Raw genomic sequence first — 25,016 nt, 5'->3', positions numbered from 1 at the left:
ATCTACTCAGCTTGCGATTCAAACTGGGCAAGCTGCTGGTTTTTCTCTTCCCAAATACGATTTAACTCCGCTTGAAAATTCACTCTAAAGTCTGCATCACCAGTGTAATCACCTATTAAATTAGGACTGACATCCATCACTTCAACGCGAACATCGATTTGCTTCACTCGGCCACTGGCAAAATCCACAAAACTTGGAATACCACCCGGGTAGTGAATGGTGACATCTACAACTTTTGAGATCTGCTCACCCATAGCTTGCATAACAAACGCCACACCACCCGCTTTCGGTTTTAATAAGTACTGAAAAGGGCTCTTTTGACGCGCATGTTTTTCAGCGGTGAAGCGCGTGCCTTCCACAAAATTTACGATGCTTACTGGCATTTCTTTAAATTTTTCACAGGCTTTACGCGTTGTTTCTAAATCTTTTCCGCGCAACTTTGGATTTTTCTTAAGCTGTGACTTGCTAGTACGCGTCATAAACGGAAAGTCTAACGCCCACCATGCAAGCCCTAGAAAAGGAACGTATATCAATTCCTTTTTCAAGAAAAAGTTTAAAAACGGGATACGGCGATTAAAAATACGCTGCATGACTAAAATATCAACCCAGCTTTGATGATTAGCAATCACTAAGTACCAGTCTTTTGAACGAAGTTGCTCAAGGCCCGTTACATTCAGTTGATAAGAAGCAAATACATTTTGGTTTATACCATTGCACGTAACCCACACTGTGGCACATTGCTTAGCAATCCAACTCATCAACTTTTGTAATGGTTTAATTGGAATGAGTTTAACCAAACCACACAAAAAAATAGGCACGAACCAAAACAGCGTATTTAGGGTGTAAAATAAAATACTCAATACACAACGAATAACGGACATTACTACTTATTCCTTTAACCTTTAATCTTCAAAATACGTATAGCCAGCAAGGCCCGCATTTAATTCAGACAAATATTGTGCCTTAGATTGCGCATCAATTTCCAGCTCATCCACACGTTTTGCGAAGTTGGCAGCCAGAATATCGCTATCATAATCAACGAACTTTAATACGTCCTTAACACTGTCGCCTTTAATCGCATTGGTTAATTGGTAGCCAGCCTCTGTCAGCTCTACGTGCACTGAATCGGTATCACCAAATAAATTATGTAAGTCGCCTAAGATTTCTTGATAAGCCCCGACTAAAAACATGGCAATGTGGTACTGCTGACCTGATTTATACTCAGGGATAGGTAAGCTACTTTCAATACCGGTTCCCTCAACATAATTGCGAATTTGACCGTCTGAATCGCAGGTAATATCTTGAATGATCGCGCGTTGAGTGAGTGGTTTATGTAAATTTTCAACAGGCATTACAGGGAATAATTGCTGGATCCCCCACACATCTGGCAACGACTGAAACAGTGAAAAGTTAACAAACAACTTATCGGCAAGCTTCTCATTTAAATCGTCGAGCACTTCACGGTGTGCACGCGCATTGTCGCTCAGTGAAGCGCGAACGCGATGTAAAATAGTAAAATAAAGTTGCTCAAGCTTCGCCCATTCCAGCATCGTCAGAAGACCATGGACATATTGATCATGTGCTTCGCTAAATAAATGCATTGCATCATGATAAATCTCCAGCGCCATGCGAGGTGTTAAGCGCTGTAAGCATTGCCACATTTCATCTAGCACTAAAACATTGTTTGACTCTGGCGGAGTTGGATTTACATGATTTGGCGCACGCTCGACATCAATCACATCGGTAATCAATACCGCGTGATGCGCCGTTAGCGCACGCCCTGATTCGGTGATTATTGCAGGCTGCTTTAAGTCATGTTGTTGGCACACTTCTGCAAATGCATTCACAACATTACGCGCATACTCATCAACACTGTAGTTCATAGAACACGCACTACGTGAACCAGACCCTTCGTAGTCAACGCCTAGACCCCCACCTACATCAACGGTATTAAGTGGTACACCTAACTGGGTTAGTTCGGCAAAATGACGTGCACATTCACGAAGTGCGCGATGAATGTCACGAATATTGGCAATTTGAGAACCGATATGAAAATGCACCAACTGCATTAAATGTAATTTGTTTCGCGACTGAAGTAATTCAACCGCAGACAGCACCTGCCCAGCAGTTAAACCAAACTTACCTTTTTCACCCCCCGTGTTCTGCCACTTGCCTTTGCCCACAGAGTTTAAACGAATACGAATACCAATCGATGGTTCAATGCCCAAGTCATCAATTTCAGCTAATAAGGTGCTAAGTTCTGACAGTTTTTCTACCACAATATGCACTTTGTGACCTAAACCTTGACCGATACACGCTAAACGTAAAAATTCACTGTCTTTGTAGCCATTACAAACAATGGTAATCGGTTCTTTGGCTACACCTAAAATTGCCATTAATTCAGGTTTAGAACCCGCTTCAAGACCCACTAAACCACTTGGGTGAGCAAGTAGCTTTGTTACGACCGATCGTTGCTGGTTCACTTTAATTGGGTAAACACACGTATAAGTGCCTTGATAGTCGCGAGCTTGACGAGCTTTAGTAAAAGCGCTTGTCAGCGTATCAACACGATTTTGCAAGATATCAGTAAAGCGAACTAAAACAGGTAAGGTAAGACCTTGTTTCTTAAATTGCTCGGTGAGTTCAGATAAAGAAATTGCAGATTTAGTTTGATCACCGTCAGGGTAAGCGACCAGCTCACCTTGTGCGTTAATATCAAAATAACCGTCACTCCAATGAGCAACATTATACGTTTCGCGTGCTTTGTCTAAACCCCAAGTCATGGCCATGTCTTCTGTAAATTCGTTAAATATAAACGCGCATTTTAATACGCTCGCGCCTACCACGCTAACAAAAATTGCCCTATATGCCAAAGTGATAAAAAATATTCGCTATACTGATTAAAATTTGATTGAGCAATTGGCCAAGCACTGGCAGAATTGCCCCCTTTTTTACCATTAACTAAAAGTGTATAAGCAAGATGGCTAATTTAGATCAAAACAACTGGTTCACTGAAATTAGTGACCGTGATGGTAGCGCCTTTTCACTGCGTATAAACAAAAAGCTTGATGAACAGCAATCGCCGTTTCAAAAAGTAGAGATGTATGAAACAACTGACTTCGGTAATCTTATGATTATTGACGGTTGTACAATGGTAAGTAGCCGTGAGAACTTCTTTTATCACGAAATGATCAGCCATCCTGCTCTTCTTGCGCACCCTAATCCTAAAAATGTAGTGATTATCGGTGGCGGTGACTGTGGCACATTGCGTGAAGTATTAAAGCACCCTGGTGTTGAAAGCGTCACGCAAATCGATATTGATGAAGTTGTAACGCAAATGTCGCTTAAATACTTCCCTGAATTATGTGAGTCAAACCAAGACCCGCGTGCCACAGTGATGTTTGATGATGGCATTAAATACATGCGTGAAGCTGCGCCAGAATCAATTGACGTGGTTATTGTTGATGGCACCGATCCGGTGGGCCCAGGTGAAGGGTTATTCAACCATGCTTTTTATACAAGTTGTTTAACAGCACTTCGTCCTGGCGGCATACTCATTCAACAAAGTGAATCACCGCTTATGCACATGCCTTTATTAGTTGAGATGCGTGACGCGATGAAAGACGTGGGCTTTAATGACCTACAAACGCTGCCATTTCCACAACCAATTTACCCAAGCGGTTTATGGTCAGTTACTCTTGCACGTAAATCACAGGCATTTGATGGCTTTCGTGAAGACGACGCGAATACACTAGCTGAAGGAACTGAATACTACAACGCTGGTATCCACTACGGCGCACTAGCAACACCTAACTACATGAAGCGCGCTTTTGAGAAAAAGTAATGTAAGGTTGTTTATTGATTAAAAAGGGCTCGCTGAGCCCTTTTTTAATTCCTTTAGAATAGTTTACGCAGAGGGGCATTACACCTTAAAACGGTTCACTAAATGATTTAGCTCATTGGTGAGCTGATTCATTCGGTTTGCCACTTCTTGTGTTGAACTTGCCAAGCCGCCTCCTTGTTGGGTTTGATCATTTAAATCAGATAAATTCTGGCTAATTTCATCTGCAACAGCCGTTTGCTCTTCAGTGGCTTGTGCTGTTTGCATTGCCATATCATTCACTTTTACCGATGAGGCTTGCATCGCATTAAGCACGTCATTCGTTTGTGTGAATGATTCAACAGCTTCATCGGCAAAACGCTTACCACTGTTTATAGCCTGCAAAGATTGCTCAACGCTTGAAGCAAATTGTTCAACCATGGTTTGAATATCGTTCGTGCTTTCTTGAGTACGCGTTGCCAATGTTCTTACTTCATCGGCAACCACTGCAAAGCCCCGACCTTGCTCACCGGCACGCGCAGCTTCGATTGCCGCATTTAGTGCCAGTAAGTTAGTTTGCTCTGCGATTGCACGGATCACTTCCAGTACCTTCGCTATATTATCTGAGCTTTGTTGTAACTCGGTAGAGCGCTGCGTTGCGTGATCCATATTCTCAGACAAAGCAACGATTTTCTTACTGGAATTATCAACCGCTGATAACCCCTTCTTAGCCAATTGCTGAGAATTATCTGCTTCATGAGAAGACTGTTGCGCCACATTTGCGACTTCACGACTTGCAACACTCATTTCGTGTACTGCACTCACAATTGACTCGGACGCCTGACTAAGCTTTTGATTAACTTGATGGTTCTGATTTGAAAACGAATCTAGATCATGCCCGAGACTTTGTAATTCTTTGGCTTGTTCAAGTATGTCTTTTATCAATTGCTGTAAATTATCCAAGAAGCGATTAAACGCGGTTGCTAAATCTGCAAACTCATCTTGGGTTTTAACATTAATACGCCCAGTTAAATCACCATCACCAGACGCAATTTCGTTTATTCGTTCTGTAACATAATTCATTTGGGTCGTTAACTGTCGTGGAATGACATAACTAAACCAACCCGCAACCACTAATACCACGGCAATCATTATCATTAGTAATGCTTTAAAACCTGTGATTTTATCCATTAGCTTTTCAGTTTCGGACTGCGAGGTTTGTTCTGCCACCTCACCCGCTTTATCTAAAATGTCACGAAGCGCCGAAAAGGACTGTTCTGCCATTTGATTTTGAGACGCACTGGTTGCGCTATTAATATAGGCTGTCGATGCCGAATACCATGCATCAAAAGCACTATTAAAATTACGAAACTGTGCTAACACTTCTGGATAAGGTGACATGTAAGATAAATATTGTTCAAAGCGTTCTTGCACTTGGTCAGCATTTTCTTGATGTTCCGCTAGAAAAGACTGATCACCTTTATCCATTGTCACTAAGTGCAACTCTGCCACTTTCGCTTGATACAAATCTCGATCTGCATTCACGATAACTGACACCGCATTTAAAAATCGCTCCGATTGCGTATCTATGGCTTCTTTTTGTAAGTTAATTAAATAACTGTAGCCAGCTATTAATATAATAATAGCGACCCCAAGCAACACAATGGGCAGTGAACTTTTGACACGAATACTCTGTAACTTCATACGTTTTCCTAATTCAAATTCGAAACCAGCTCATTCCTTAAGATCTTAGTAGAAAAATAGTAAAAGTGTGCGAAATTAAAAATACAAAATGAGGCGATTTAATTAAGGCGGCTATTACAACCTGAAAATTGAATACGTATGCAGATCACTCGTATTAGCAGGCAAGTCAATTTATGCTTAAAGCTTATAGGAACATATACGACAACAATCCATATTCTGCATCGCCAAGGAATAATAATGAAATATACAGCCTTACTACTCGCTGCCTTCTCAGGGACGTGTTTAGCACACACTACCACGGTCAGTTCGCCTGATGGGCAAATTAAAGTCACGATTTCTGATGAACAACACACCCCTAGCTATGAAATCAGCTTTGCGGGAAAGCAAGTTATTGCACACTCTGCTTTAGGACTTGTTTTTAAACAACAACCTGCAATGAGTGAAGGCTATAAAATTAGCAGCCAAACGACTAATTCTGTAAAAAGCAGCTGGGAACAACCTTGGGGTGAACGCCAAACGGTAGTTGATAACCACAACGAAGTTGCTGTCACCTTTAAAAAGCCACAACCCCAAGGTGGCACCTTTACTGTGCGTTTTCGTGCCTTTAATGATGGGGTCGGTTTTCGCTACGAACTACCGAATCAATCAGGTTTTGAAGATGTAGAGATCACCAAAGAGCTCACTGAATTTGCAATCACCGATTCAGCCAATGCAACTGCATGGTGGATACCTGCTCGCGGTTGGAATCGATACGAATATGTTTATAACACCACGCCTGTTCACAAAGCTCCTTTAGTACACACTCCGTTTACTATTAAAAACAAAGAAGGTGTTCATATCAGCATCCACGAAGCTGCGCTGGTCGATTACGCGGGTATGGTATTAAACCAACGCCGTGATGGTACTTTCCAAGCTGACTTAACACCGTGGTCCGATGGGGTTGCCGTTAAGAAACATGGCGCATTCAACACGCCGTGGCGTACTATTCAAATTGGGGATGAAGCAGTTGATTTAATTAACTCTGACATCATTCTCAACCTTAATGAGCCAAATAAACTCGGTGATGTATCTTGGGTTAAGCCCGGTAAATATGTGGGTATTTGGTGGGGTATGCATATTAATGAAAATACGTGGGGAAGTGGAAAAATTCACGGCGCAACGACCGCAAACACCAAATACTATATGGACTTTGCCGCACAATATGGTTTTGATGGTGTACTTGTCGAGGGATGGAACATTGGTTGGGATGGCGACTGGTTCTATAACGGTGATGTATTTAGTTTTACCAAACCCTATGACGACTTTGATATTGCAGAGCTTACTCGCTACTCCAAAGAGAAAGGTGTACAGCTAATTGGTCATCACGAAACCTCGGGGAATGTCACTAATTATCGTAACCAAATGGAAGATGCCTTTGCCCTGTATGAAAAATCAAACGTAAGCCAAGTAAAAACGGGCTATGTTGCAGACGGTGGCAATATTAAACGTATTGATGAAAATGGCATAGTGCGTAAAGAGTGGCACGATGGTCAATTCATGGTGAATGAATACCTTTATAACGTGAAACTTGCAGCAAAGCACAAAATCAGCATCAACACTCACGAACCCATTAAAGATACTGGCTTACGCCGCACTTATCCAAACTGGATTGCACGTGAAGGCGCGCGAGGCCAAGAGTTTAATGCTTGGGGCACACCGCCTAATCCACCGGAGCATATTCCAATGCTTGCCTTCACACGTATGTTAGCGGGACCTATGGATTTCACCCCTGGTATTTTTGATATGGGGTTCAATGGGTTGGGTGCTGATAGTAATCGTCCACAAACAACACTTGCAAAGCAACTGGCGTTATACGTAGTACTGTACAGCCCTATTCAAATGGCTGCTGACTTACCACGCAATTACTTAGCAAAACCGGATGCGTTCCAATTTATTCAAGATGTGCCTACAGATTGGCAACACAGTATTGCGCTGCAAGGTGAAGTAGGTGATTACGTTGTCTTTGCACGCAAAGAGCGTAAACGCGATCACTATTCAGGCAATGACTGGTACCTAGGTGCAGTCACTGATGAAAATGCACGTACACTGCAAGTTAAACTCGACTTTTTAGAGAAAGGTAAACGCTTTGAGGCGCAAATTTACCGTGATGGCGATAAAGCTGAATGGGTTAACAATCCCTACGACTTAAAAGTAGAGAAACGCATTGTGTCTGCAAGCGATAAACTCACTTTAAAACTTGCCACAAGTGGTGGTGTCGCGATTCGTTTTAAAGCGCTGTAAAAGAAAGTCACAAGAAAATGATGCTACAACCATGTTGTAGCATCATGTTTAAAGGTATTAATTTATTTTTAATAACTGATCAAACAAATCGAACACCTGATCAAGCTCTTCAATTGTGTTGTAATGCATACAACCAATACGCACTACACCCCCCGTGTCTAATACACCTAATTGCTTGCATAAACCTTGTGCATAAAAGTTGCCATCCCATACACAAATGTGATGTTTACCTAAAAATTCAGATACAACACGCGGTTCAATGCCTTCAAAGATTAATGCAAAGGTTGGAGTACGCATTGATAAGCGCGCAACGTCATTAATACCAAACAATTTAATACGTGAGTAATCGGCTAAGCGAGTTAAGAAATGCTTACTGAGCGTCATTTCATGTTGTTTAGTAATAGCAAAAGCAGCCGCTAATTTTTCTCGGCGCGAATGACTATCATCCAACTCGCTAATAGCAGCAATGTAATCAACGGCAGCAATTAAGCCAGCTAAAGCTTCAAAGCTTTGTGTCCCCGTCTCCCAACGGCCTGGGATGACGTCTTTCGCGGGTTCTACTTTATACGGGGTGAAACCTTCTAAATGCTCACGCTTACCGTATACAAGACCCAAATGAGGACCAAAAAACTTGTAGGCAGAGCATGCTAAAAAGTCACAATCAAGTGCTTGAACATCAATCAGCTCATGCGGTGCAAAGTGAACTGCATCCACGTATACAAGGGCACCAACAGCATGGGCAAGCTCGACAACACGTTTAATATCGTTAATTGAACCAGTGGTGTTTGATGCATATGTCACGGCAACGAGTTTTGTCTTACTTGATAATAAACTCTCAAAATGAGCCATATCTAAGCTACAATCGGCTTCGTTAATTAAAGCCGTTTTAACTAATGTACCTTTATCTTCAGCTGCTTGCTGCCAAGAGGATACATTTGAGTAGTGATCTGCGTTAGTGACAATAATTTCATCATCAGCAGTCCAATCTCGAGAAATCGCACGGCTAAAGCTAAACGTGAGGCTTGTCATGTTAGCACCAAACACGATTTGCTCTTTAGAAGGCGCATTCAGTAAGTCTGCCGCTGCTTGGCGAGCATCCGCCATTAGCTCAACAGTTTTATCACTTGAGAAAAAAGCACCGCCTAGGTTTGAGTTGAAATAACCTAAATACGCACTCATGGCACTTAAAACAGACTGCGGTACTTGTGAGCCACCGGGACCATCTAAGAAAACTGGCGATGTACCAGCCACATTTTGCATTAATGCCGGAAATTGACGACGTAATTGCGTTAAGTTCATCGTATTTTCCTTACGCAGTAAGCACGAAGCAATCAAGGTAACCCTCTTTGCTTGCATCTAATTTATTCATTGGTGTTGCGTTGTGCCACACTTCACGGTCATTAATGAGTGCGAACATGCCGTCTTTAATTTCCATTTTAAAGCAAGGATCAGCTTGTTGATTCTCGTAAACAAGTAGCTCACCGCCTTCGAGATTTTCATGTGATACACCACAGACACATACATGGTCGAAACCATCTTGGTGAACTCCTTCAGGTGCAGCAGGTGTGTCACTGTCGATCGCAAGCATTCTAAATTGATGAATTTCAATATCACGGTCAGCACTGATGCCGGTCATTTCACGGAATTGATTAACAATTTGCTTCATGCCATTACTGGCTAATAAGCTGTCTTCAAGATTCTCATAGGTACGCTCTACATTCCCTTGAAACGTATTGATTGAATCATCTTGAACAAATGCTTTTGTTGGTTGTAATTTTAATTCGCCATCAACCACTTTAATTACCGAATAGCGACGTTTACGAAATGCACCATCTGCGTATGGGTTAGCGGGTAAATTAGCAAAAGAAGGCTTTACTGCGTCAATATGTGATTGGCTTACAAAACGAAGTTGTAGGAGGTTCTGGTTGTTTAATGTAGTCATAAAGATCTCGCCTTAATACGTTGAGAATATTGACGAGGATTTTAATGCAATTGATGAGGAAATTTTGCGTTTTTATGTAAACACAACCGGTCTATTGTTTAATTTTAAGATCGTTTTTATTCTTATTTTAGAAGTTTAATCTAAAAAAATAAAAAGTGCTGAAATACACCGTTTAAGCTTAGGGTACCTATTTCAAACCGCTAAATAACAAGACAATGTGAAGTTGATAAAAAGCCACAGCGAACCGTGGCTTTTAGTTTACTCAATAAGTTATGGTCGTCGTATCTGAGACGCTTACAAATTCACTCGCGTAATCTGCTTATCGGAATGTACAGTCTCATTAAAAAGTGAATCACCGAGTATTAATAGCTCCATTGTAAGCCTAATGCAAACGATACATTACTGTATTCAACTTCAGGTACACGAAGGCGTTGACCGTTTTCTAGATTCTTGGTCACAATATCACGTGACTTATACTGAGCATCGATTCCACCAATCAATGCGATATGAGACAGTACTTGATATCGCATTCCTACCCGCCCCATAACACCCCAACCATTAAAGCTATCGGTGAGTGTCGAGGTTTCAAATTGCGTATTCTGAATCTCAGAATACATAGGTGTACTTAATTCAGTTTCAATATACCAACTATATTTATTAAAACTCTTTTGCAAGCGACTATCGTAACGCGCTCCTATGGTCAGCAAGATCCCCATTTGATCTTCAGAAACCGAAATAACCGGACGTAACTGCGAAGCATAATCCTGCTGCTCTCCTGTATTATTACCTGAATTCATACCGGGTAATGTAAATCGCGCGGGATTATTTGGGTCATCTGATAATGCGATTAATGCTTCGTCGAATGCTGTTGCACCGGGTTGTACAAATGCAAAATTCGAACGCGTGAAACTAGAAGTAAAAAACTTTGTCCCTAGTGTAAATTGCACTGTTTGAGAAAAATTATACGCCCCCTTAAAACCTATTTCATTCGCTTTCGTTTTAAATGCATTTTCTTGAATAGCACCAAAGTCATCCATGTACCACGTCTCAGTTTCAATTTCTGTGGATATTGTTGCAGCACTTTCAATATAAAAGCCCCAGTTATCATCGATACCTGTGTATGAAATTTGCCGTACGGCAGGGTTTGTTACATCAATAGATTGATTAAGTTTCCCAAAGCCTGCAACATCATTTAAAGTTTCGCTGTAGCTAATTGTTTCGAAACCTACTCTAACTTCACTAAAAGAGGGGTTAACTGCCAATACAGAACTACTAAATGGGAGTAGAAAAAGGAGTGCTTTCATTATTCAGTTCCTTGAAATACAGAGTCTGCGTCGCCAAGAAATAGATGCAGCCCTTCCTTGGTTACACTTTTAAACATTAAGTTACACTAATTAACTTTTTACATTAATCAGTGTAGACAAACGTATTAGTATTTCAAATAAAACTGAACAAAAAGTTAATAAAAAAGCCCGCATATATAATGCGGGCCTTTTACAGTAAAACTCAATTAGTTACTTATTACACAGCTTGCTGAACAATTACTTGATCTGCCTTTTTAGTGTATTGAGGCATACGGTGGAAGTTCAGGTAGCGATAAGTATCAGCTGCTGTTGCGTTGATCTTATCTGCGTACTCTTGATATTCAGCCGGTGTAGGCAGTTTACCTAGAATTGCAGCAACCGCTGCAAGCTCTGCTGATGCTAAGAATACGTTTGCGCCAGTACCAAGACGGTTAGGGAAGTTACGAGTAGACGTAGACACAACTGTCGCCTTATCAGCAACGCGTGCTTGGTTACCCATACATAATGAACACCCTGGAGTTTCAATACGCGCACCTACACGACCAAAGATACCGTAGTAACCTTCGTCAGTAAGCTGATCTTTATCCATCTTCGTTGGAGGAGCAACCCATAACTGAGTTGGAATACGACCGCTGAAGCCATCAAGAAGTTTACCCGCAGCACGGAAGTGACCAATGTTAGTCATACAAGAACCGATGAATACTTCGTCGATTTTCTCGCCTGTAACGTCAGATAGTAAACGTGCGTCATCTGGGTCATTTGGCGCACAAAGAATAGGTTCTTTGATTTCAGCTAGGTCGATTTCAAGTACGTGCTTGTACTCTGCATCGGCATCCGCTTCCATAAGCTCTGGGTTCGCTAACCACTCTTGCATTGCATTAATACGACGTTCGATAGTACGAACATCACCGTAACCTTCAGAGATCATCCACTTAAGCATGACAATGTTTGACTCAAGGTATTCAGCGATAGATTCTTTAGAAAGTTTAACGGTACAACCTGCCGCTGAACGCTCAGCTGACGCATCAGAAAGCTCAAATGCTTGCTCAACTGTTAAGTGCTCAACACCTTCGATTTCTAGTACACGACCAGAGAATTCGTTGATTTTACCTTTCTTCTCAACAGTTAGAAGACCTTCTTTAATACCGTAGTAAGGGATAGCATGTACTAGGTCACGTAATGTGATACCTGGCTGCATTTCACCTTTGAAACGTACTAAGATTGACTCAGGCATATCAAGTGGCATTACACCTGTTGCAGCTGCGAATGCTACCGCACCCGAACCTGCTGGGAATGAAATACCTAGCGGGAAACGCGTATGCGAGTCACCACCCGTACCTACGGTGTCTGGTAATAACATACGGTTTAACCATGAGTGGATTACACCGTCGCCTGGACGAAGTGATACACCGCCACGGTTCATGATGAAATCAGGAAGCGTATGATGAGTGTTTACATCGATTGGCTTAGGATATGCTGATGTATGACAGAAAGACTGCATTGTTAAGTCTGCAGAGAAACCTAAACATGCTAGATCTTTAAGTTCGTCACGTGTCATAGGACCTGTTGTATCTTGCGAACCAACAGTGGTCATTTTCGGCTCACAGTATTGACCAGGACGTACGCCAGGCATGTTACATGCTTTACCAACCATCTTCTGTGCAAGCGTAAAGCCTTTGCCAGAGTCAGTAACAAGAGCAGGTTTGCGGAAGATATCTTCTGCTTCTAGACCTAGAGATGCACGCGCTTTGTCTGTTAGACCACGACCGATAATAAGTGGAATACGGCCACCAGCACGCACTTCGTCAAGAATTACGTCTGATTTTAAAGAGAACGTTGAGATAACTTCATCAGTACCGTGACGCTTAACCACACCTTCGTAAGGGAAGATATCGATTTGGTCACCCATGTTTAGTTCATCAACAGGTAATTCGATTGGTAATGCACCAGAATCTTCCATCGTGTTGAAGAAAATAGGCGCGATTTTACCGCCTAGACATACACCACCAACACGCTTGTTAGGTACGTGAGGGATATCATCACCCATGAACCAAAGCACTGAGTTAGTTGCAGATTTACGCGATGAACCCGTACCAACTACATCACCAACATACGCGAGCGGTAACCCTTTCGTTTTAAGCTCTTCTAGTTGTGAAATTGGACCAACTTCACCAGGCTTGTCTGGGTTGATACCGTCACGCTCGTTTTTAAGCATAGCTAAAGCGTGCAGTGGGATATCTGGACGAGACCATGCATCAGGTGCAGGTGAAAGATCATCAGTGTTTGTCTCACCCGTTACTTTGAAAACAGTAACAGAGATTTTTTCAGCAACGGCTGGTTTATTTACAAACCATTCTGCATTTGCCCAAGACTCGATAACTTGTTTCGCGAATTCGTTACCAGCCTTCGCTTTTTCTTCTACGTCGTAGAAAGCATCGAACATTAATAATGTGTTTGATAAACCTTTAACGATAATTGGCGCTAACGCTTCGTCGTCTAAAAGTTCAATCATAGGTGCGATGTTGTAACCACCTAACATAGTACCTAATAGCTCTGCCGCTTTTTCTTTTGATACTAATGGTGAGCTTGTTTCACCTTTTGCTACTGCCGCTAAAAAGCCAGCTTTGATGTATGCAGCATCGTCTACGCCTGGTGGTACACGATTAACAAGAAGATCAACGATAAACTCTTCTTCACCTGCAGGTGGGTTTTTAATTAGTTCAATAAGATCAGCCGTTTGCTGAGCATCTAGTGGCGCTGGTACGATACCTAACGCGGCACGTTCTTCTACGTGTTTACGATATTCTTGTAGCACAATATTGCCCTCTTGGTGACGTGAGAGTACTCGGTAGTATTAAACTAAATACAATCATTACCCAGTACTTATAGTATTCTGACGGTTAATTATAAAGCTTTTAAGTATAGATGAAAATCCATGCTGCGGTTAGGCACTTTATATTCACTATAAATAACATGAATAGTGGTAGAAAAAAAAGCTATTCAAATGAATATTTATTAACTAAGAATCATTCCTATCTGCTTTAGCGGTCATTAACAGTGCGTTTAACCCTATTCGCTTTATTAAGCGCATTATTTAAAGGCAAGAAAATCTCGATAATAACAAGACAAAATTTTGTCTTTTAGCTGCTTTTAGCAATTGCTCCTGCATCGCTCTACCAGCTCAATCAATGCAGTCGTAAATCAGACATTTTTAACGCAGGTAGCGACTGGTTTAATCACTCAAAATGATTGGTATTAACGCAGCTAGCGACAAATTTAGCACCTCACAATAGTTAAGCGTTATTGTGAACTGGGGTAGGTATTTTTGCAGATTGGCTTAACGACTTATCCTTATGAGCACACTATTTTAACCATAAAAAAACCCAGCACTTGGCTGGGTTTTTAAAATTAGTCGCAAAGGTTAATTATTAACGCTCTACTTTTACACGCTCAATAACGCTTACGTGTGCTTCTACACGACGGTTTTCAGCATGTGCTTCAGCTGTATTAGCTGGGTTTTTAAGGCGCTCTTCACCTAAACCAACAGTCGTTAGACGCTCTGCATCGATACCATCTTCAATAAGTTTCTTAGCAACGGCATCAGCACGTTTCTTAGATAACCACTTGTTGTAGTCAGCTTTACCTACAGATGAAGTGTGACCTTCAAGTAGTACTTTAGTGCCTGGGTGCTCTTTTAAGAAAGCAGCAGCTTTAGCGATGTCATCTAAGTACTGTTGAGACACTTTAGATGTGTTGTTAGGGAACGTGATTAGTAAGCTCTTCGTTACTTCTCGGTCTTCATATAATGTACAACCCGTGCCGTCAACTGCATCAGTCATCGGTGTGTTAGCACATTGGTCGTCAGCATCAGGGATGTTATCACCATCGCTGTCTACAGGCTCAACAGCAACAGGAACAACTGTTGGAGCTGGCTCAACTGGCTCAGCTGAAGATTCTTGAGCACCAAAAATGTAGCTTAAGCCTAATTTAGCGCCTACATCTGTATAACCACGGTCAAGACCTTGGTATAGAGACGTTTCAGCGTTAAATGCGAAATTGTCAGTGAAGTAATGTTGGTAACCAGCACCTAGGTTAGCGAACATTAGGTCTTCGTCAACTGCATCAAGGTTTTTCAAACCGAAGATACCGTAGAATGGGCCACCACCGAAGTGATATAAACCATCGATACCGTAACGCTTACCGCTTTCTGAACCGCTCATAGTCGTGCCGTCGTTCAGAGCTACGCTGTAATCAAAATCCATATCAGCATACTCAAGACGAGCGCTCCAGTAATCGCTGAAGCGATAACCTAGCTCTAAACCCCAACCTGTAGAGTCATCAACATCTAGGCCACCTGGCGCGAAATCGCGAACATTTTCCCAAGACGCATCATAGTAGTCGCCAAATGCACCGATATAAAAACCTTGTTTTTCGGCTGCGAAGCTTGATGCACTAGTTGCAGCTAATGCTAAAGCAATAGTAAGTGATTTTAATTTCATTGTTTCCTTCCCATTTTCACAATTAAAATTGTAGCTAAGTCATCCCAGCTCAATCAGTTTAAACAGAGTAGTCGACTAATAGTTAATCAAAACTTAACACACTCGGTACAGAACAAATATCTTGCCGAGTAATTTCAGTCAATTACCCATAATAATAGGTTATCTAAATAACTTTGCATAACAATGCCTTTAGATCGCTTTGTTAAAATCAGACAAAAGTTGCTTTTTTGCCTAATCTACTGACCTCAAAACCGATTAAAGTCCATTCCCAATTACATTATTATATTGGTTATTTTTAAATCAACAAGTTGAAAGCAACTTTATTTGTAAATATTCGTTAAAAAGCAAAACTTTAGTGCTGTTTTATTGATATAAATCATATCACTGGCAGCTACCTTGCTCAATCGGCGAACACTTAGATTTTAAAAAATGAGCATTTACAGCTGCAACATATTGTGCAACATCGCCCTTAAGTACCACAAAAAGTCTGGTAATGACTATCCCCATCATGAGGGGGCTGGTACCAAGCTACTAATCGCTCTTCATAGCTATACGGGTTTTCTAAGACTTTCAACAACTCACCTATCGATGAACTCGTGCCCGTTTGCTCATATTCAGTCAAGATCATTTCAATATTATGATTACGTGGAATGACTGCAGGATTAACAGCGCGCATCACTCCGTAACTTTCACCCGAAATTCTTAACCGCCATTTACAAAGCCATTCTTTTAAACTACCCGGGAGCGGGAAATCTGTTCGTAATGACTCTGTCAGCGCATTAAATGTGTTCGTGTAATCAAGTTTATGTTGTTTCATCAAAGTGAGTAACTCTGAAACTAATGCTTGATCGCCTGCCTGCTCGCCATCTAAACCTAACTTTAGTCGCCACATGGTATCAAATGCCGTGTTAAACTTAGCAGCAAAGCCATTTATAATCGCTGATAATTCACTGAGCGCACGTTCCTCATCTTTAAAAAGCGGTAATAAGCTTTCTGCAAGACGCGCGCAATTCCAATTTGCAATAGTTGGTTGATTACCAAAAGCATAACGTCCTTGGTGGTCAATAGAGCTAAAAACTGTTTCTAAATCAAACTGATTCATCATTGCACACGGGCCATAATCAATGGTTTCACCACTAATTAATGTGTTATCTGTGTTCATCACACCATGAATAAACCCAATTCGCATCCAGCCCACAACAAGCTCAATCTGCTTATCGATTACCGCCGCTAAAAAGTCTGTAATACGCTGCTCACCTTCACTTTTAATATCAGGAAAATGACAACTAATTGCGTATTCAACTAACTTTTCAAGTCCTTCAATATCACCCTGAGTTGCTAAATATTGAAATGAACCAACACGGATATGGCTATTCGCGACACGCGTTACAACGGCACCGGGTCGTGGGGGTTGTCGGTAAACAGTTTCTCCAGTCGTTACAACAGCAAGGCAACGGGTAGTTGCAATATCTAAGGCCGCCAAGGCTTCACTCATGATATATTCACGTATGGCAGGGCCTAGTGCACAACGACCATCTCCCCCACGCGAAAAAACCGTTGCACCTGCACCTTTTAATTGCAAATCCCATAATGCGCCATGTTTATCTTCAATGGCACCAAGCAAGTGCGCACGACCATCCCCCAAACGCGGCGAAAAATGACCGAATTGATGACCCGAATAGCCAAGCGCCACAGGCTTTACAGCGTTATCTACCTCTGAGCCACTTAAACGTTTTGCTAAAAACTCAGGGTCAGTGCTAATGTCAAACTCGCGGGCTAAATTAGCATTAAATAGCAATAAGTTCGGGTCAGAAACCGCTGTTGGGGTGTCTTCAATTGCTAACAGATCACTAATGTCTGTATATCGGGTGTGCAGTTTCATATTATTCCTTAGGGTGTTGCAATGCCTACTCGGTTATCACCCACTCCATAAGCAACTAATTGACTCAGTGCTTGCAGGCTATAACCACTTTGCTGCTGTAGTTCATTGAAAAAGTTCTGCGCCGCTTGCTGTGATTTTTTGGTCTGCAATCCCCCATCAATGAGCTGATGAGCACGAAGATAACTTTCCACATCTCGCGAGAGCAAAAAGGTATCTTTTCCCATCGCGCGCAACGCATAAGGGCCGGTGTTCCCGCCTAAGCGTGCGCCATGCTTCTTCAAGTAAGCCCATAAACCAATAATGTTGTCGCTGGGCCACTGTGCAATAAATTGGCTAAAGCTTGCATTTTTTTCAGCGACTTCATGGATCATGTAAGCATTTTCAGGAATTGTTTGCACTTTTTTGAAATTGCGAATAATTCGCTCATCCATCGCTTTTTGTTCGAGCATATCAGGTGGCATCATCAATAGTTTTTCGACGCTAAAGTCCCAAAATACTTCACGAAACCCCGCCCATTTATTATTGATTACAGACCAATAGAATCCACTTTGAAATACCTTACGAGTGAACTCCTCCAACCATAAATCATCCGCTATGTTAGCAATATCAGCATCATCGAGCGGGTTTGATAACAGTGCATGCAGCATTTCTTCACTGCCTTTTCTTTTAACGGCTCGTTGATAAATGTCGGTAAACTTTTCCATCATTCTTCCAATTCGTCTGCTTCGTTCTAAGTGTACGTAAAAACGAAGTTATACGTAACCCGATTGCTTAATTGGTCAATAAAAAACAAATCCACCGCCTTGACACCTAGAAGGCTAAAATGCTTTAATCAGCGCCAATACCCTATTTCATTATGTTGGCTTTAACGTTAAAGCGAGCATAAAGGGCTGGAAGAGGTGCGTTATTCAGGTAGCGTATGGGAAGAGCACAGACTCTGTTGATCATACGTGAGGGGAAATTAACGCCGAGAAGTAACACCGTTTGTGAGGTGCTTATTTCGGGCGACTGGGCTGAATCCCAGCGACTGTCACCAACAATAGCAATGCTATTGATAAGTTTGGTGGAGAGCTTCTGGTCTTAGTATAATAAGGCCGTCGCGTCTTTATTATTTTAAGCCCATTCGCTCTTCGAATTATACCTTGTTCGAATGACGACATGCGACTCCATTCAATTGTTTCCGCACTGACTCTTCGAATACCTTATAAGTTCGTGAGAGATGATCAACAATTTTGATTTAAACGACTATCCATTATGGACAGCGCTAATCACGCCATTTTCTGAATCTGGCGAGGTAGACTACATCGCCCTTGAACAGCTTGTGGCTGAACAACAAGCTGCCAACAATGGTATTTTATTGCTGGGCAGTACCGGTGAAGGGCTTGCTCTTTCACTCAAAGAACAACAAGCCATTGTTGAACACGTATGCCAGCTAACCCCTAGCGTACCGCTTATGGTTGCCGTTGGTGGTATGAACCTTAAGCAGCAAGTTGCGTGGGTCGAGTACTGTAATCAACTGCCTATTCATGGCTACTTGTTAGGTTCGCCACTGTATGCAAAGCCTGGCGTTATTGGCCAAACTCATTGGTTTGAAAGCTTACTAAATGCGAGTAAACACCCATGTATGCTATACAACGTACCTGGACGCAGTGCTGTTGAGATTTCACCTACCGTCATTAAAAACCTCGCCGATCATAAAAACCTGTGGGCACTTAAAGAAGCCAGTGGTGACATCGGCAAATTTGAAGGCTTTAGAACGGCCTCACCTAAGCTCGCCATTTTTAGTGGTGACGATGCACTGATGCCATATTTTGCGCAAGCGGGTGCTAAAGGCTTAGTGTCAGTGGCGGCGAATGCATGGCCAAGTCAAACTCATGAGTTTGTTAAACGAAGTTTAAGCGGTCAACATCCCAATTTATTCACCGATTGGTCTAGCGCAATTCAAAGCTTATTTGCTGTCGCAAACCCAATTCCCGTAAAAGTACTGATGCACCTGCAAGGTAGAATAAACACCCCGCAATTACGTCCACCGCTGACTCATTTAGAGCTTGAGCATACAGACAGCATCACCCACGCAAACAATACAATTTTATCTTGGAACTAAAAACAGGTTTTATCATGAGCTGGTTAGCATTATTAAATAACTTAGAATCGGGCACAGTACGTGCCGCAACACAAGACGAGAATGGCAACTGGCATGCCAATATTGAAGTAAAACAAGGCATTTTAGAGGCCTTTAAAAATGGCACAAACACGGAGTTTCCTGGTGGATTTGTTGATAAACACAATTTAGCCCCTCAAGGCTTTGCCGCAGATGCAGGTGTGCGTATGGTCCCTGGCGGTAGCAGTGTTCGCCGAGGTGCGCACGTTGCTAAAGGCACGATCATTATGCCACCCGCGTATGTAAACATCGGAGCATTTATTGATGAAGGGACTATGGTCGATAGCCACGCTTTAGTAGGGTCATGTGCACAAGTGGGTAAAAATGTTCACCTGAGCGCAGCGGTTCAGTTAGGTGGCGTACTTGAACCAATTGGTGCCAGTCCTGTGGTTATTGAAGATGATGCATTTATCGGCGCAGGTTGTGTGATTGTAGAGGGCGTTGTCGTTAAAAAAGGCGCAGTGCTTGCACCGGGAGTCCGCTTATCTGCGACCATTCCAGTCTATGATTGCGTGAACGAGCGCCAATTAGAAAAAGGCGAACCAATCCCTGAGTACGCTATTGTGATCCCAGGTTCTCGCCCTGCTTCCAATGCATGGGCTCGCGAGCAAGGCCTCAGCATGTCATGTGCGCTCATCGTAAAATACCGTGACGAACAAAGTGACGCGTCATTGTTATTAGAAGAGGTTTTACGTTAATGAGCTTTTTGAGCACGCCCATCAAGCAAGCAGTTGAACAAGTTTCAGCGCACCTTGATACGCCATTTTTTATCTATGACCTTGATAAATTAACGACACATTTAAAACAACTCACAGCCCAAACCGATGTGAAACTGTGGTATGCCGTTAAGGCTAATCCCCTGTCTCGCATTATTCAGTGTTTAGACAGTGCGGGGTTTAATTTTGATGTGGCGAGTAAAGGTGAACTTGAGCAAGTACTTGCTCAAGGCATCAATAGCGAGCGCGTGCTCAACACAGGGCCAGCAAAGAGCCCTGCACAAATTAGTCATTTTATTGCGCGAGGTGTGCGTATTTTCGTCGCCGAGAGCATTAACCAAGTCCGTTGGCTAAACGAGCAAGCCACAAAAGCTAACTGCCAACTGCAAGTATTATTGCGTGTACAACTTCGCTGGCCAGACAGCGAAAAGAACCCGCTTGGTGGCGATAGCCTCACTCCTTTTGGCCTTGGTTGTGAAGAGTGGCACGCGCTTAATGTCAATGACTACCCAGCACTTAAGGTTGATGGTTTGCATATTTTTCAGTGGGGCAACATGCTCAGCACTGACAAACTGGCAGCGCTTTGGCGCGCTATGATCCAGCCATTACAGCAACTAGCACGTGCATTACGCATTGAACTTAACATACTCGATTTAGGGGGCGGCTTAGGCATCCCTTATACTCAAGATGCCAGCCGATTAGACTGGTCAGCACTTATCGAGACCCTTGCCAGCATTAAAGCTCAAGCCGGTGTAGCAGAACTTTGGATGGAATTAGGCCGTTATGCCGTAGGTGAATGTGGTCATTACGCAACACCTGTGGTTGAGCGAAAAGAAAACTATGGCCAACAGCAAGTGATTTTATCGGGCGGGATTAATCACCTGCTTCGTCCTGCGGTCACAAACCAAGACTTCCCAGTTACAGTATTGCGTGAATCACAGGCTTCACTGACAACAATGACACTCTATGGCCCACTTTGTACCGCGCTTGATTGTTTAGGTGAACATACATTAGCGAATGACGTAGATGAACATGACTGGCTCATATTCAGTCAATGTGGTGCTTATGGTTTCACAGAGAGTATGCCGTACTTTTTATGCCATGAACTTGCTGCCGAATACGTCATTGAGCAAGGCAACATTGAATGTATCCGCAGCGCTGAAGATGCCAGCTATTATTTAAGGTAATCACCATGAGTAAAGAGTTAATTAGCCAAGAAAACATTGTCGTCGGCGAAATTGCGAATGGCTTACCATTGACCATCCCAGTCTATCGCTTAAAAGGCGATGGAAGTGGCCCAAGCGTTTACATTCAGGCCAACATGCATGGTGCAGAAGTACAAGGTAATGCCGTTATTTACCAGCTACTTGAACAATTAAAAACGCTTAAACTGCGCGGTGATATCACACTTGTCCCTTATGCAAACCCGATTGGCTGTAACCAAAAGTCGGGGGAATTTACATTAGGTCGTTTTGATCCCATCACAGGGACCAACTGGAACCGTATGTATCGCTTTAACAACGCGTTACCTGCCCAGATTGCAGAGCAGCATGCATCAAGCAATGAAGACACGATCAGAAGTGCTCTTAAAGACGCGTTAGTCGCAGATATCAATGCACAACTAAACGGCCCAGATTACAGCTTAACAACGGGTAAACGTATCGCGCTCAACTTACAAAAGTTGGCACATCAAGCCGACATCGTATTAGACCTTCACACAGGCCCAATCTCAAGCCAGCACCTATATTGTCCAGAGTATGCCAAAAACAGCGCACAATACTTCAATATTGAACATGTATTGCTCATACCTAATGACTTTGGGGGTGCGATGGATGAAGCAAGCTTTTGCCCGTGGTGGTCTTTATCTGAAGAGCTTGCTAAATACGGACGCGAACTTTCAGTACAGGTCGAGGCTTTTACTGTTGAGCTTGGCAGCCAAGAAAAAATTGATTTGAGTGCCGCCCTTGAAGATGCACACAGTATTTTAAGCTACTTGACTCATAAAGGTGTATTTGTTGATGCAGCGTATCAGCCTAAAGCGATGACTCGTTACGGTTGTATGCTCGATGACTACATTGCTTACTACGCCCCGATGGGCGGTATGGTCGAGTACTTAGCACCGTTAGGCGGTCATATCAAAGCAGGTGAGCCGATAGCCCATATTTTACGTATGGAGCGCTACTTATGTGAACAACCACTGCAAACACTCAGTTTTGATAAAGACGCGATTGCAATATTGCATTTCGCATCAGCGAGCGTAAACCAAGGTACTGAGCTTTATAAGTTCTTTACCAATGTCTTTGAGCTGTGATTAAACCCAGAGCTCATTCCTTCTCATTGCGTGAGAGTCAACGGCCAACAGGATTCTATCCAAAGGCCGTTATATTAGAGCCCCAAGCCTAGCTTGGGGCTCTCTATTTACAATAGCGTTTAACAAGTCCTCGCCTCTGTCAATTCCACCTTACCTAAACCGTGTTTAAACTCGCCGATTAAGGGGTAGAGATAACATTTGTCCACAATTCAGTACAAGTTCACGGCGAGTTATGTAAAAATCACTATACTGATCACACTTCTACATCTATTTAAAGGAATCGCAATGGGATGGCGTATTTGGCTAGTTGCCGCGAGTTTATTTTCTGTACCTGTTTTAGCCCAAACCGAAGAGCAAAATACGAATGAGCAAGATGATGCGCTCGAATTAGTTAAGCAATGTATATTAAATGAAGCGATTGGCGGAGATGGTCAGCAAACTCTCGAACAGCTGCGCAAGAAATGCTCCGATCTAGACGAAAGCAAAAAGCTGACCGCTCTGGATAAGCGTAAAGCGCGTGAAGAAGTGAGTAAAAAGAACCGCAATGTCATCACCCCCCATAAACGTAATTACATTTTACCACTTTCTTATGTGTCTGATCCGAATGTTCGCCCGTTTGATGGTTTAAAAGAGTTGGCTGATGACGCCGATGGCGAGCCACTTGATAACCTAGAAGTTAAATATCAATTATCAATAAAAGTGCCTATTTTTGAGGGTTTTTCTGATAAAGACCAAGGCGTATTTTTTGCTTTTACCATGCAATCATTTTGGCAGTTTTATAACAAAGATATTTCATCACCCTTTCGCGAGACCAACTACGAGCCTGAAATATTCTGGATAAACTACCTTGATCCTGAGCATGTACTTTGGGGTGATGAAATGGCGATAGCCATTGGTGCATCGCATCAGTCTAATGGCCGCAGCCAGCCAAACTCACGTTCATGGAATCGCATATACGCTGACTTTTTATGGGAAAAAAACGGCTTTGTATTTAGCTTTAAACCTTGGTACCGCATTCCTGAAGACAAAAAAGATAACGAGTTAAAAGCTCGCGGCGATGATAACCCCGATATCTACAAATACATGGGCTACTTTGAATTCTCTGGGGCGTATCGCTACAACGAACATGAATTTAGCTTTATGTCGCGTAATAACTTAAATTCTGATAATCGCGGTGCAATCCAACTTGATTGGTCTTTCCCGCTGTGGGGACGGTTACGTGGTTACGCACAATATTTCAACGGTTATGGTGAGAGCCTAATTGACTACAATGCCGATATAGAGCGTTTTGGTGTGGGTATTCTTTTAACAGACTTACTGTAAGCAACGCATTATGAGCCTTTAACAGCGAGCAACTTAGCGCCCGCTGTTAAAGGCTAAAACTATGCTATTTTTTTACGATAAAGTGCCCTTCAAACTCAGCAACTAACACATCGCCATCGTACACATTCACTGGGACATGGTAACTTGCTTTACCATTTGATTCTAAATCAGCTAACTTCCCTTTGCAGCCTTGCAACTCAACACGGCCTCGGGGATCGTTATTGAGAGGTTTTAGGTATTTAATGTTCGCATCAGCTAACACAATATTTCCCTCAAGACCGGCTTCTTTTAATGCAAGATAGGTTGCTCCCCACCCTGTTAATGTCGCTAAACTGTATATGGAACCGGCAAACATCGTGTTATGTAAGTTTAAATTGGCATCTAAATCAGCACGGGTCGTAAACTGCCAGTCAGTATAACTTTCAACTTTAATCCCCATTGCATCACTGATTGGAATTGATTCACGCCACGTATTTTGTAGCACTTGTGTCCAATTAGGGTGACGGAACCAACCTGGCTCAGACGGCTTTTGTTTCACCATTTTCCAATGCTGTACATCATTGTAAGCCAAATGTGCTTTTTCTTTTACTTCATAACCGTGGCGTTTATAGAAGTCGAGCGCCCGTTCACGCGCAAATAAGACTAATTCATCGGCATCTTGTGTCCATGCTATTTTTTCGAGTTCATGCAACAAACGACTACCAATATGCTGATTACGATTACCCTCAGCCACAGCCATATAACGCACTTGTGCTTGTTGATGATTATTGAAGTGCAGACGCGCTACCCCCAATACCTCGCCATCATTATTTTTGATAAAGCGGTGCTCTGCGTCTTGCTCTAAGTCATCTTGCTCAGATCCACGCGGCTCGCCCCAAGGTGCTCTTAAAACTTGCCAACGCAATGAATAATACGCTTGCCAATCTTCGCTACTTTGTGGGGTGGTCACTTTAAACATAAATACTCCTGTGATAGTTAAGCCACTGTCTGTTGTTATTTTAACGTGGCCTGACGAATGCAAATTACGATACGCGATCTTCACTCAAGTTGGAATAATACTTTGGTGACCCAACC

The 25,016-nt window shown here is 42.5% G+C and carries 18 protein-coding genes and 1 riboswitch; of the genes, 7 read left to right on the top strand and 11 right to left on the bottom strand.

Annotated features, from left to right (window positions below):
• Positions 1-2: 2 nt before the first annotated feature.
• Positions 3-881, bottom strand: a complete 879-nt coding sequence (locus tag GZH31_RS01170; protein ID WP_180311310.1) for an acyltransferase — start codon at positions 879-881, stop codon at positions 3-5.
• A 21-nt stretch (positions 882-902) separates the two neighbouring features.
• Positions 903-2,783 (bottom strand): biosynthetic arginine decarboxylase, encoded by a 1,881-nt coding sequence (gene speA / locus GZH31_RS01165; RefSeq protein ID WP_036974291.1) that lies wholly within the window; start codon positions 2,781-2,783, stop codon positions 903-905.
• A gap of 197 nt (positions 2,784-2,980) precedes the next feature.
• Here speA and speE point away from each other — a divergent pair, with 197 nt between their 5' ends.
• Positions 2,981-3,844, top strand: coding sequence for a polyamine aminopropyltransferase (gene speE, locus GZH31_RS01160; protein WP_074989836.1), 864 nt, complete (start codon positions 2,981-2,983; stop codon positions 3,842-3,844).
• Positions 3,845-3,922: 78 nt separating this feature from the next.
• Here speE and GZH31_RS01155 read toward each other — a convergent pair whose 3' ends face one another.
• Positions 3,923-5,524, bottom strand: a complete 1,602-nt coding sequence (locus GZH31_RS01155) for a methyl-accepting chemotaxis protein (protein ID WP_036974095.1) — start codon at positions 5,522-5,524, stop codon at positions 3,923-3,925.
• A 237-nt stretch (positions 5,525-5,761) separates the two neighbouring features.
• On the opposite strand from GZH31_RS01155, the gene GZH31_RS01150 reads away from it, so the two are divergent.
• Positions 5,762-7,804, top strand: coding sequence for a glycoside hydrolase family 97 protein (locus tag GZH31_RS01150; RefSeq protein WP_180311309.1), 2,043 nt, complete (start codon positions 5,762-5,764; stop codon positions 7,802-7,804).
• A 57-nt stretch (positions 7,805-7,861) separates the two neighbouring features.
• Here the strand turns inward: GZH31_RS01150 and GZH31_RS01145 are convergent, their stop codons facing one another.
• The 7 genes from GZH31_RS01145 to GZH31_RS01115 all read right to left on the bottom strand — a co-directional run bounded on the left by GZH31_RS01145 (position 7,862) and on the right by GZH31_RS01115 (position 18,135).
• Positions 7,862-9,103: a cysteine desulfurase-like protein gene (locus GZH31_RS01145; protein ID WP_180311308.1), complete on the bottom strand. Its 1,242-nt coding sequence runs from the start codon at positions 9,101-9,103 to the stop codon at positions 7,862-7,864.
• Between the two features lie 10 nt (positions 9,104-9,113).
• Positions 9,114-9,746: a 2OG-Fe dioxygenase family protein gene (locus GZH31_RS01140; protein WP_180311307.1), complete on the bottom strand. Its 633-nt coding sequence runs from the start codon at positions 9,744-9,746 to the stop codon at positions 9,114-9,116.
• 362 nt (positions 9,747-10,108) lie between these two features.
• Positions 10,109-11,050 (bottom strand): hypothetical protein, encoded by a 942-nt coding sequence (locus tag GZH31_RS01135; RefSeq protein ID WP_075594170.1) that lies wholly within the window; start codon positions 11,048-11,050, stop codon positions 10,109-10,111.
• Between the two features lie 217 nt (positions 11,051-11,267).
• Positions 11,268-13,865: a bifunctional aconitate hydratase 2/2-methylisocitrate dehydratase gene (gene acnB / locus GZH31_RS01130; protein ID WP_065978931.1), complete on the bottom strand. Its 2,598-nt coding sequence runs from the start codon at positions 13,863-13,865 to the stop codon at positions 11,268-11,270.
• Between the two features lie 613 nt (positions 13,866-14,478).
• The gene (locus GZH31_RS01125) at positions 14,479-15,549 is read right to left on the bottom strand and encodes an OmpA family protein (protein ID WP_075594171.1); all 1,071 of its coding nucleotides are present in this window, start codon (positions 15,547-15,549) and stop codon (positions 14,479-14,481) included.
• 469 nt (positions 15,550-16,018) lie between these two features.
• Positions 16,019-17,431, bottom strand: a complete 1,413-nt coding sequence (locus GZH31_RS01120) for a YdiU family protein (protein WP_180311306.1) — start codon at positions 17,429-17,431, stop codon at positions 16,019-16,021.
• Between the two features lie 8 nt (positions 17,432-17,439).
• Positions 17,440-18,135 carry a DNA-3-methyladenine glycosylase I gene (locus GZH31_RS01115; RefSeq protein WP_074989659.1) on the bottom strand — a complete coding sequence of 232 codons (696 nt, stop codon included), beginning with the start codon at positions 18,133-18,135 and terminating at the stop codon, positions 17,440-17,442.
• Positions 18,136-18,317: 182 nt separating this feature from the next.
• Positions 18,318-18,513: riboswitch (Lysine riboswitch) on the top strand.
• 137 nt (positions 18,514-18,650) lie between these two features.
• On the opposite strand from GZH31_RS01115, the gene dapA reads away from it, so the two are divergent.
• The 5 genes from dapA to GZH31_RS01090 all read left to right on the top strand — a co-directional run bounded on the left by dapA (position 18,651) and on the right by GZH31_RS01090 (position 23,942).
• Entirely contained in the window at positions 18,651-19,535 is an 885-nt protein-coding gene (gene dapA / locus GZH31_RS01110; RefSeq protein ID WP_074989658.1) for a 4-hydroxy-tetrahydrodipicolinate synthase, read from the top strand.
• A 14-nt stretch (positions 19,536-19,549) separates the two neighbouring features.
• A complete protein-coding gene (locus GZH31_RS01105; protein ID WP_036974123.1) occupies positions 19,550-20,290 on the top strand; it encodes a 2,3,4,5-tetrahydropyridine-2,6-dicarboxylate N-succinyltransferase in 741 nt (246 codons plus the stop codon).
• The gene (locus GZH31_RS01100) at positions 20,290-21,495 is read left to right on the top strand and encodes a PLP-dependent decarboxylase (protein WP_075594173.1); all 1,206 of its coding nucleotides are present in this window, start codon (positions 20,290-20,292) and stop codon (positions 21,493-21,495) included. Before GZH31_RS01105 ends, GZH31_RS01100 begins: the two co-directional genes overlap by 1 nt.
• Positions 21,496-21,500: 5 nt before the next feature.
• Complete coding sequence (locus tag GZH31_RS01095; RefSeq protein ID WP_180311305.1) at positions 21,501-22,619, top strand: succinylglutamate desuccinylase/aspartoacylase family protein; 1,119 nt, start codon at positions 21,501-21,503, stop codon at positions 22,617-22,619.
• 285 nt (positions 22,620-22,904) lie between these two features.
• Positions 22,905-23,942 (top strand): phospholipase A, encoded by a 1,038-nt coding sequence (locus GZH31_RS01090; protein WP_074989655.1) that lies wholly within the window; start codon positions 22,905-22,907, stop codon positions 23,940-23,942.
• Positions 23,943-24,006: 64 nt separating this feature from the next.
• On the opposite strand, the gene GZH31_RS01085 is transcribed toward GZH31_RS01090, so the two are convergent.
• The gene (locus GZH31_RS01085) at positions 24,007-24,900 is read right to left on the bottom strand and encodes a bifunctional GNAT family N-acetyltransferase/hotdog fold thioesterase (RefSeq protein ID WP_036974132.1); all 894 of its coding nucleotides are present in this window, start codon (positions 24,898-24,900) and stop codon (positions 24,007-24,009) included.
• Positions 24,901-25,016: the final 116 nt, after the last annotated feature.

The organism is Pseudoalteromonas sp. JSTW (assembly GCF_013423925.1).
GTDB lineage: Bacteria > Pseudomonadota > Gammaproteobacteria > Enterobacterales > Alteromonadaceae > Pseudoalteromonas > Pseudoalteromonas lipolytica.
Note: the sequence above shows the minus strand (reverse complement) of the source record. Positions and strands in the feature narration are given on the sequence as shown.

Excerpts from the sequence above, each read along its gene's own strand:
- GZH31_RS01170 (WP_180311310.1), bottom strand. The coding sequence starts at position 881 with ATGTCCGTTATTCGTTGTGTATTGAGTATTTTATTTTACACCCTAAAT.
- speA (WP_036974291.1), bottom strand. The coding sequence starts at position 2,783 with ATGACTTGGGGTTTAGACAAAGCACGCGAAACGTATAATGTTGCTCAT.
- speE (WP_074989836.1), top strand. The coding sequence starts at position 2,981 with ATGGCTAATTTAGATCAAAACAACTGGTTCACTGAAATTAGTGACCGT.
- GZH31_RS01155 (WP_036974095.1), bottom strand. The coding sequence starts at position 5,524 with ATGAAGTTACAGAGTATTCGTGTCAAAAGTTCACTGCCCATTGTGTTG.
- GZH31_RS01150 (WP_180311309.1), top strand. The coding sequence starts at position 5,762 with ATGAAATATACAGCCTTACTACTCGCTGCCTTCTCAGGGACGTGTTTA.
- GZH31_RS01145 (WP_180311308.1), bottom strand. The coding sequence starts at position 9,103 with ATGAACTTAACGCAATTACGTCGTCAATTTCCGGCATTAATGCAAAAT.
- GZH31_RS01140 (WP_180311307.1), bottom strand. The coding sequence starts at position 9,746 with ATGACTACATTAAACAACCAGAACCTCCTACAACTTCGTTTTGTAAGC.
- GZH31_RS01135 (WP_075594170.1), bottom strand. The coding sequence starts at position 11,050 with ATGAAAGCACTCCTTTTTCTACTCCCATTTAGTAGTTCTGTATTGGCA.
- GZH31_RS01125 (WP_075594171.1), bottom strand. The coding sequence starts at position 15,549 with ATGAAATTAAAATCACTTACTATTGCTTTAGCATTAGCTGCAACTAGT.
- GZH31_RS01120 (WP_180311306.1), bottom strand. The coding sequence starts at position 17,431 with ATGAAACTGCACACCCGATATACAGACATTAGTGATCTGTTAGCAATT.
- GZH31_RS01115 (WP_074989659.1), bottom strand. The coding sequence starts at position 18,135 with ATGGAAAAGTTTACCGACATTTATCAACGAGCCGTTAAAAGAAAAGGC.
- dapA (WP_074989658.1), top strand. The coding sequence starts at position 18,651 with ATGATCAACAATTTTGATTTAAACGACTATCCATTATGGACAGCGCTA.
- GZH31_RS01105 (WP_036974123.1), top strand. The coding sequence starts at position 19,550 with ATGAGCTGGTTAGCATTATTAAATAACTTAGAATCGGGCACAGTACGT.
- GZH31_RS01100 (WP_075594173.1), top strand. The coding sequence starts at position 20,290 with ATGAGCTTTTTGAGCACGCCCATCAAGCAAGCAGTTGAACAAGTTTCA.
- GZH31_RS01095 (WP_180311305.1), top strand. The coding sequence starts at position 21,501 with ATGAGTAAAGAGTTAATTAGCCAAGAAAACATTGTCGTCGGCGAAATT.
- GZH31_RS01090 (WP_074989655.1), top strand. The coding sequence starts at position 22,905 with ATGGGATGGCGTATTTGGCTAGTTGCCGCGAGTTTATTTTCTGTACCT.
- GZH31_RS01085 (WP_036974132.1), bottom strand. The coding sequence starts at position 24,900 with ATGTTTAAAGTGACCACCCCACAAAGTAGCGAAGATTGGCAAGCGTAT.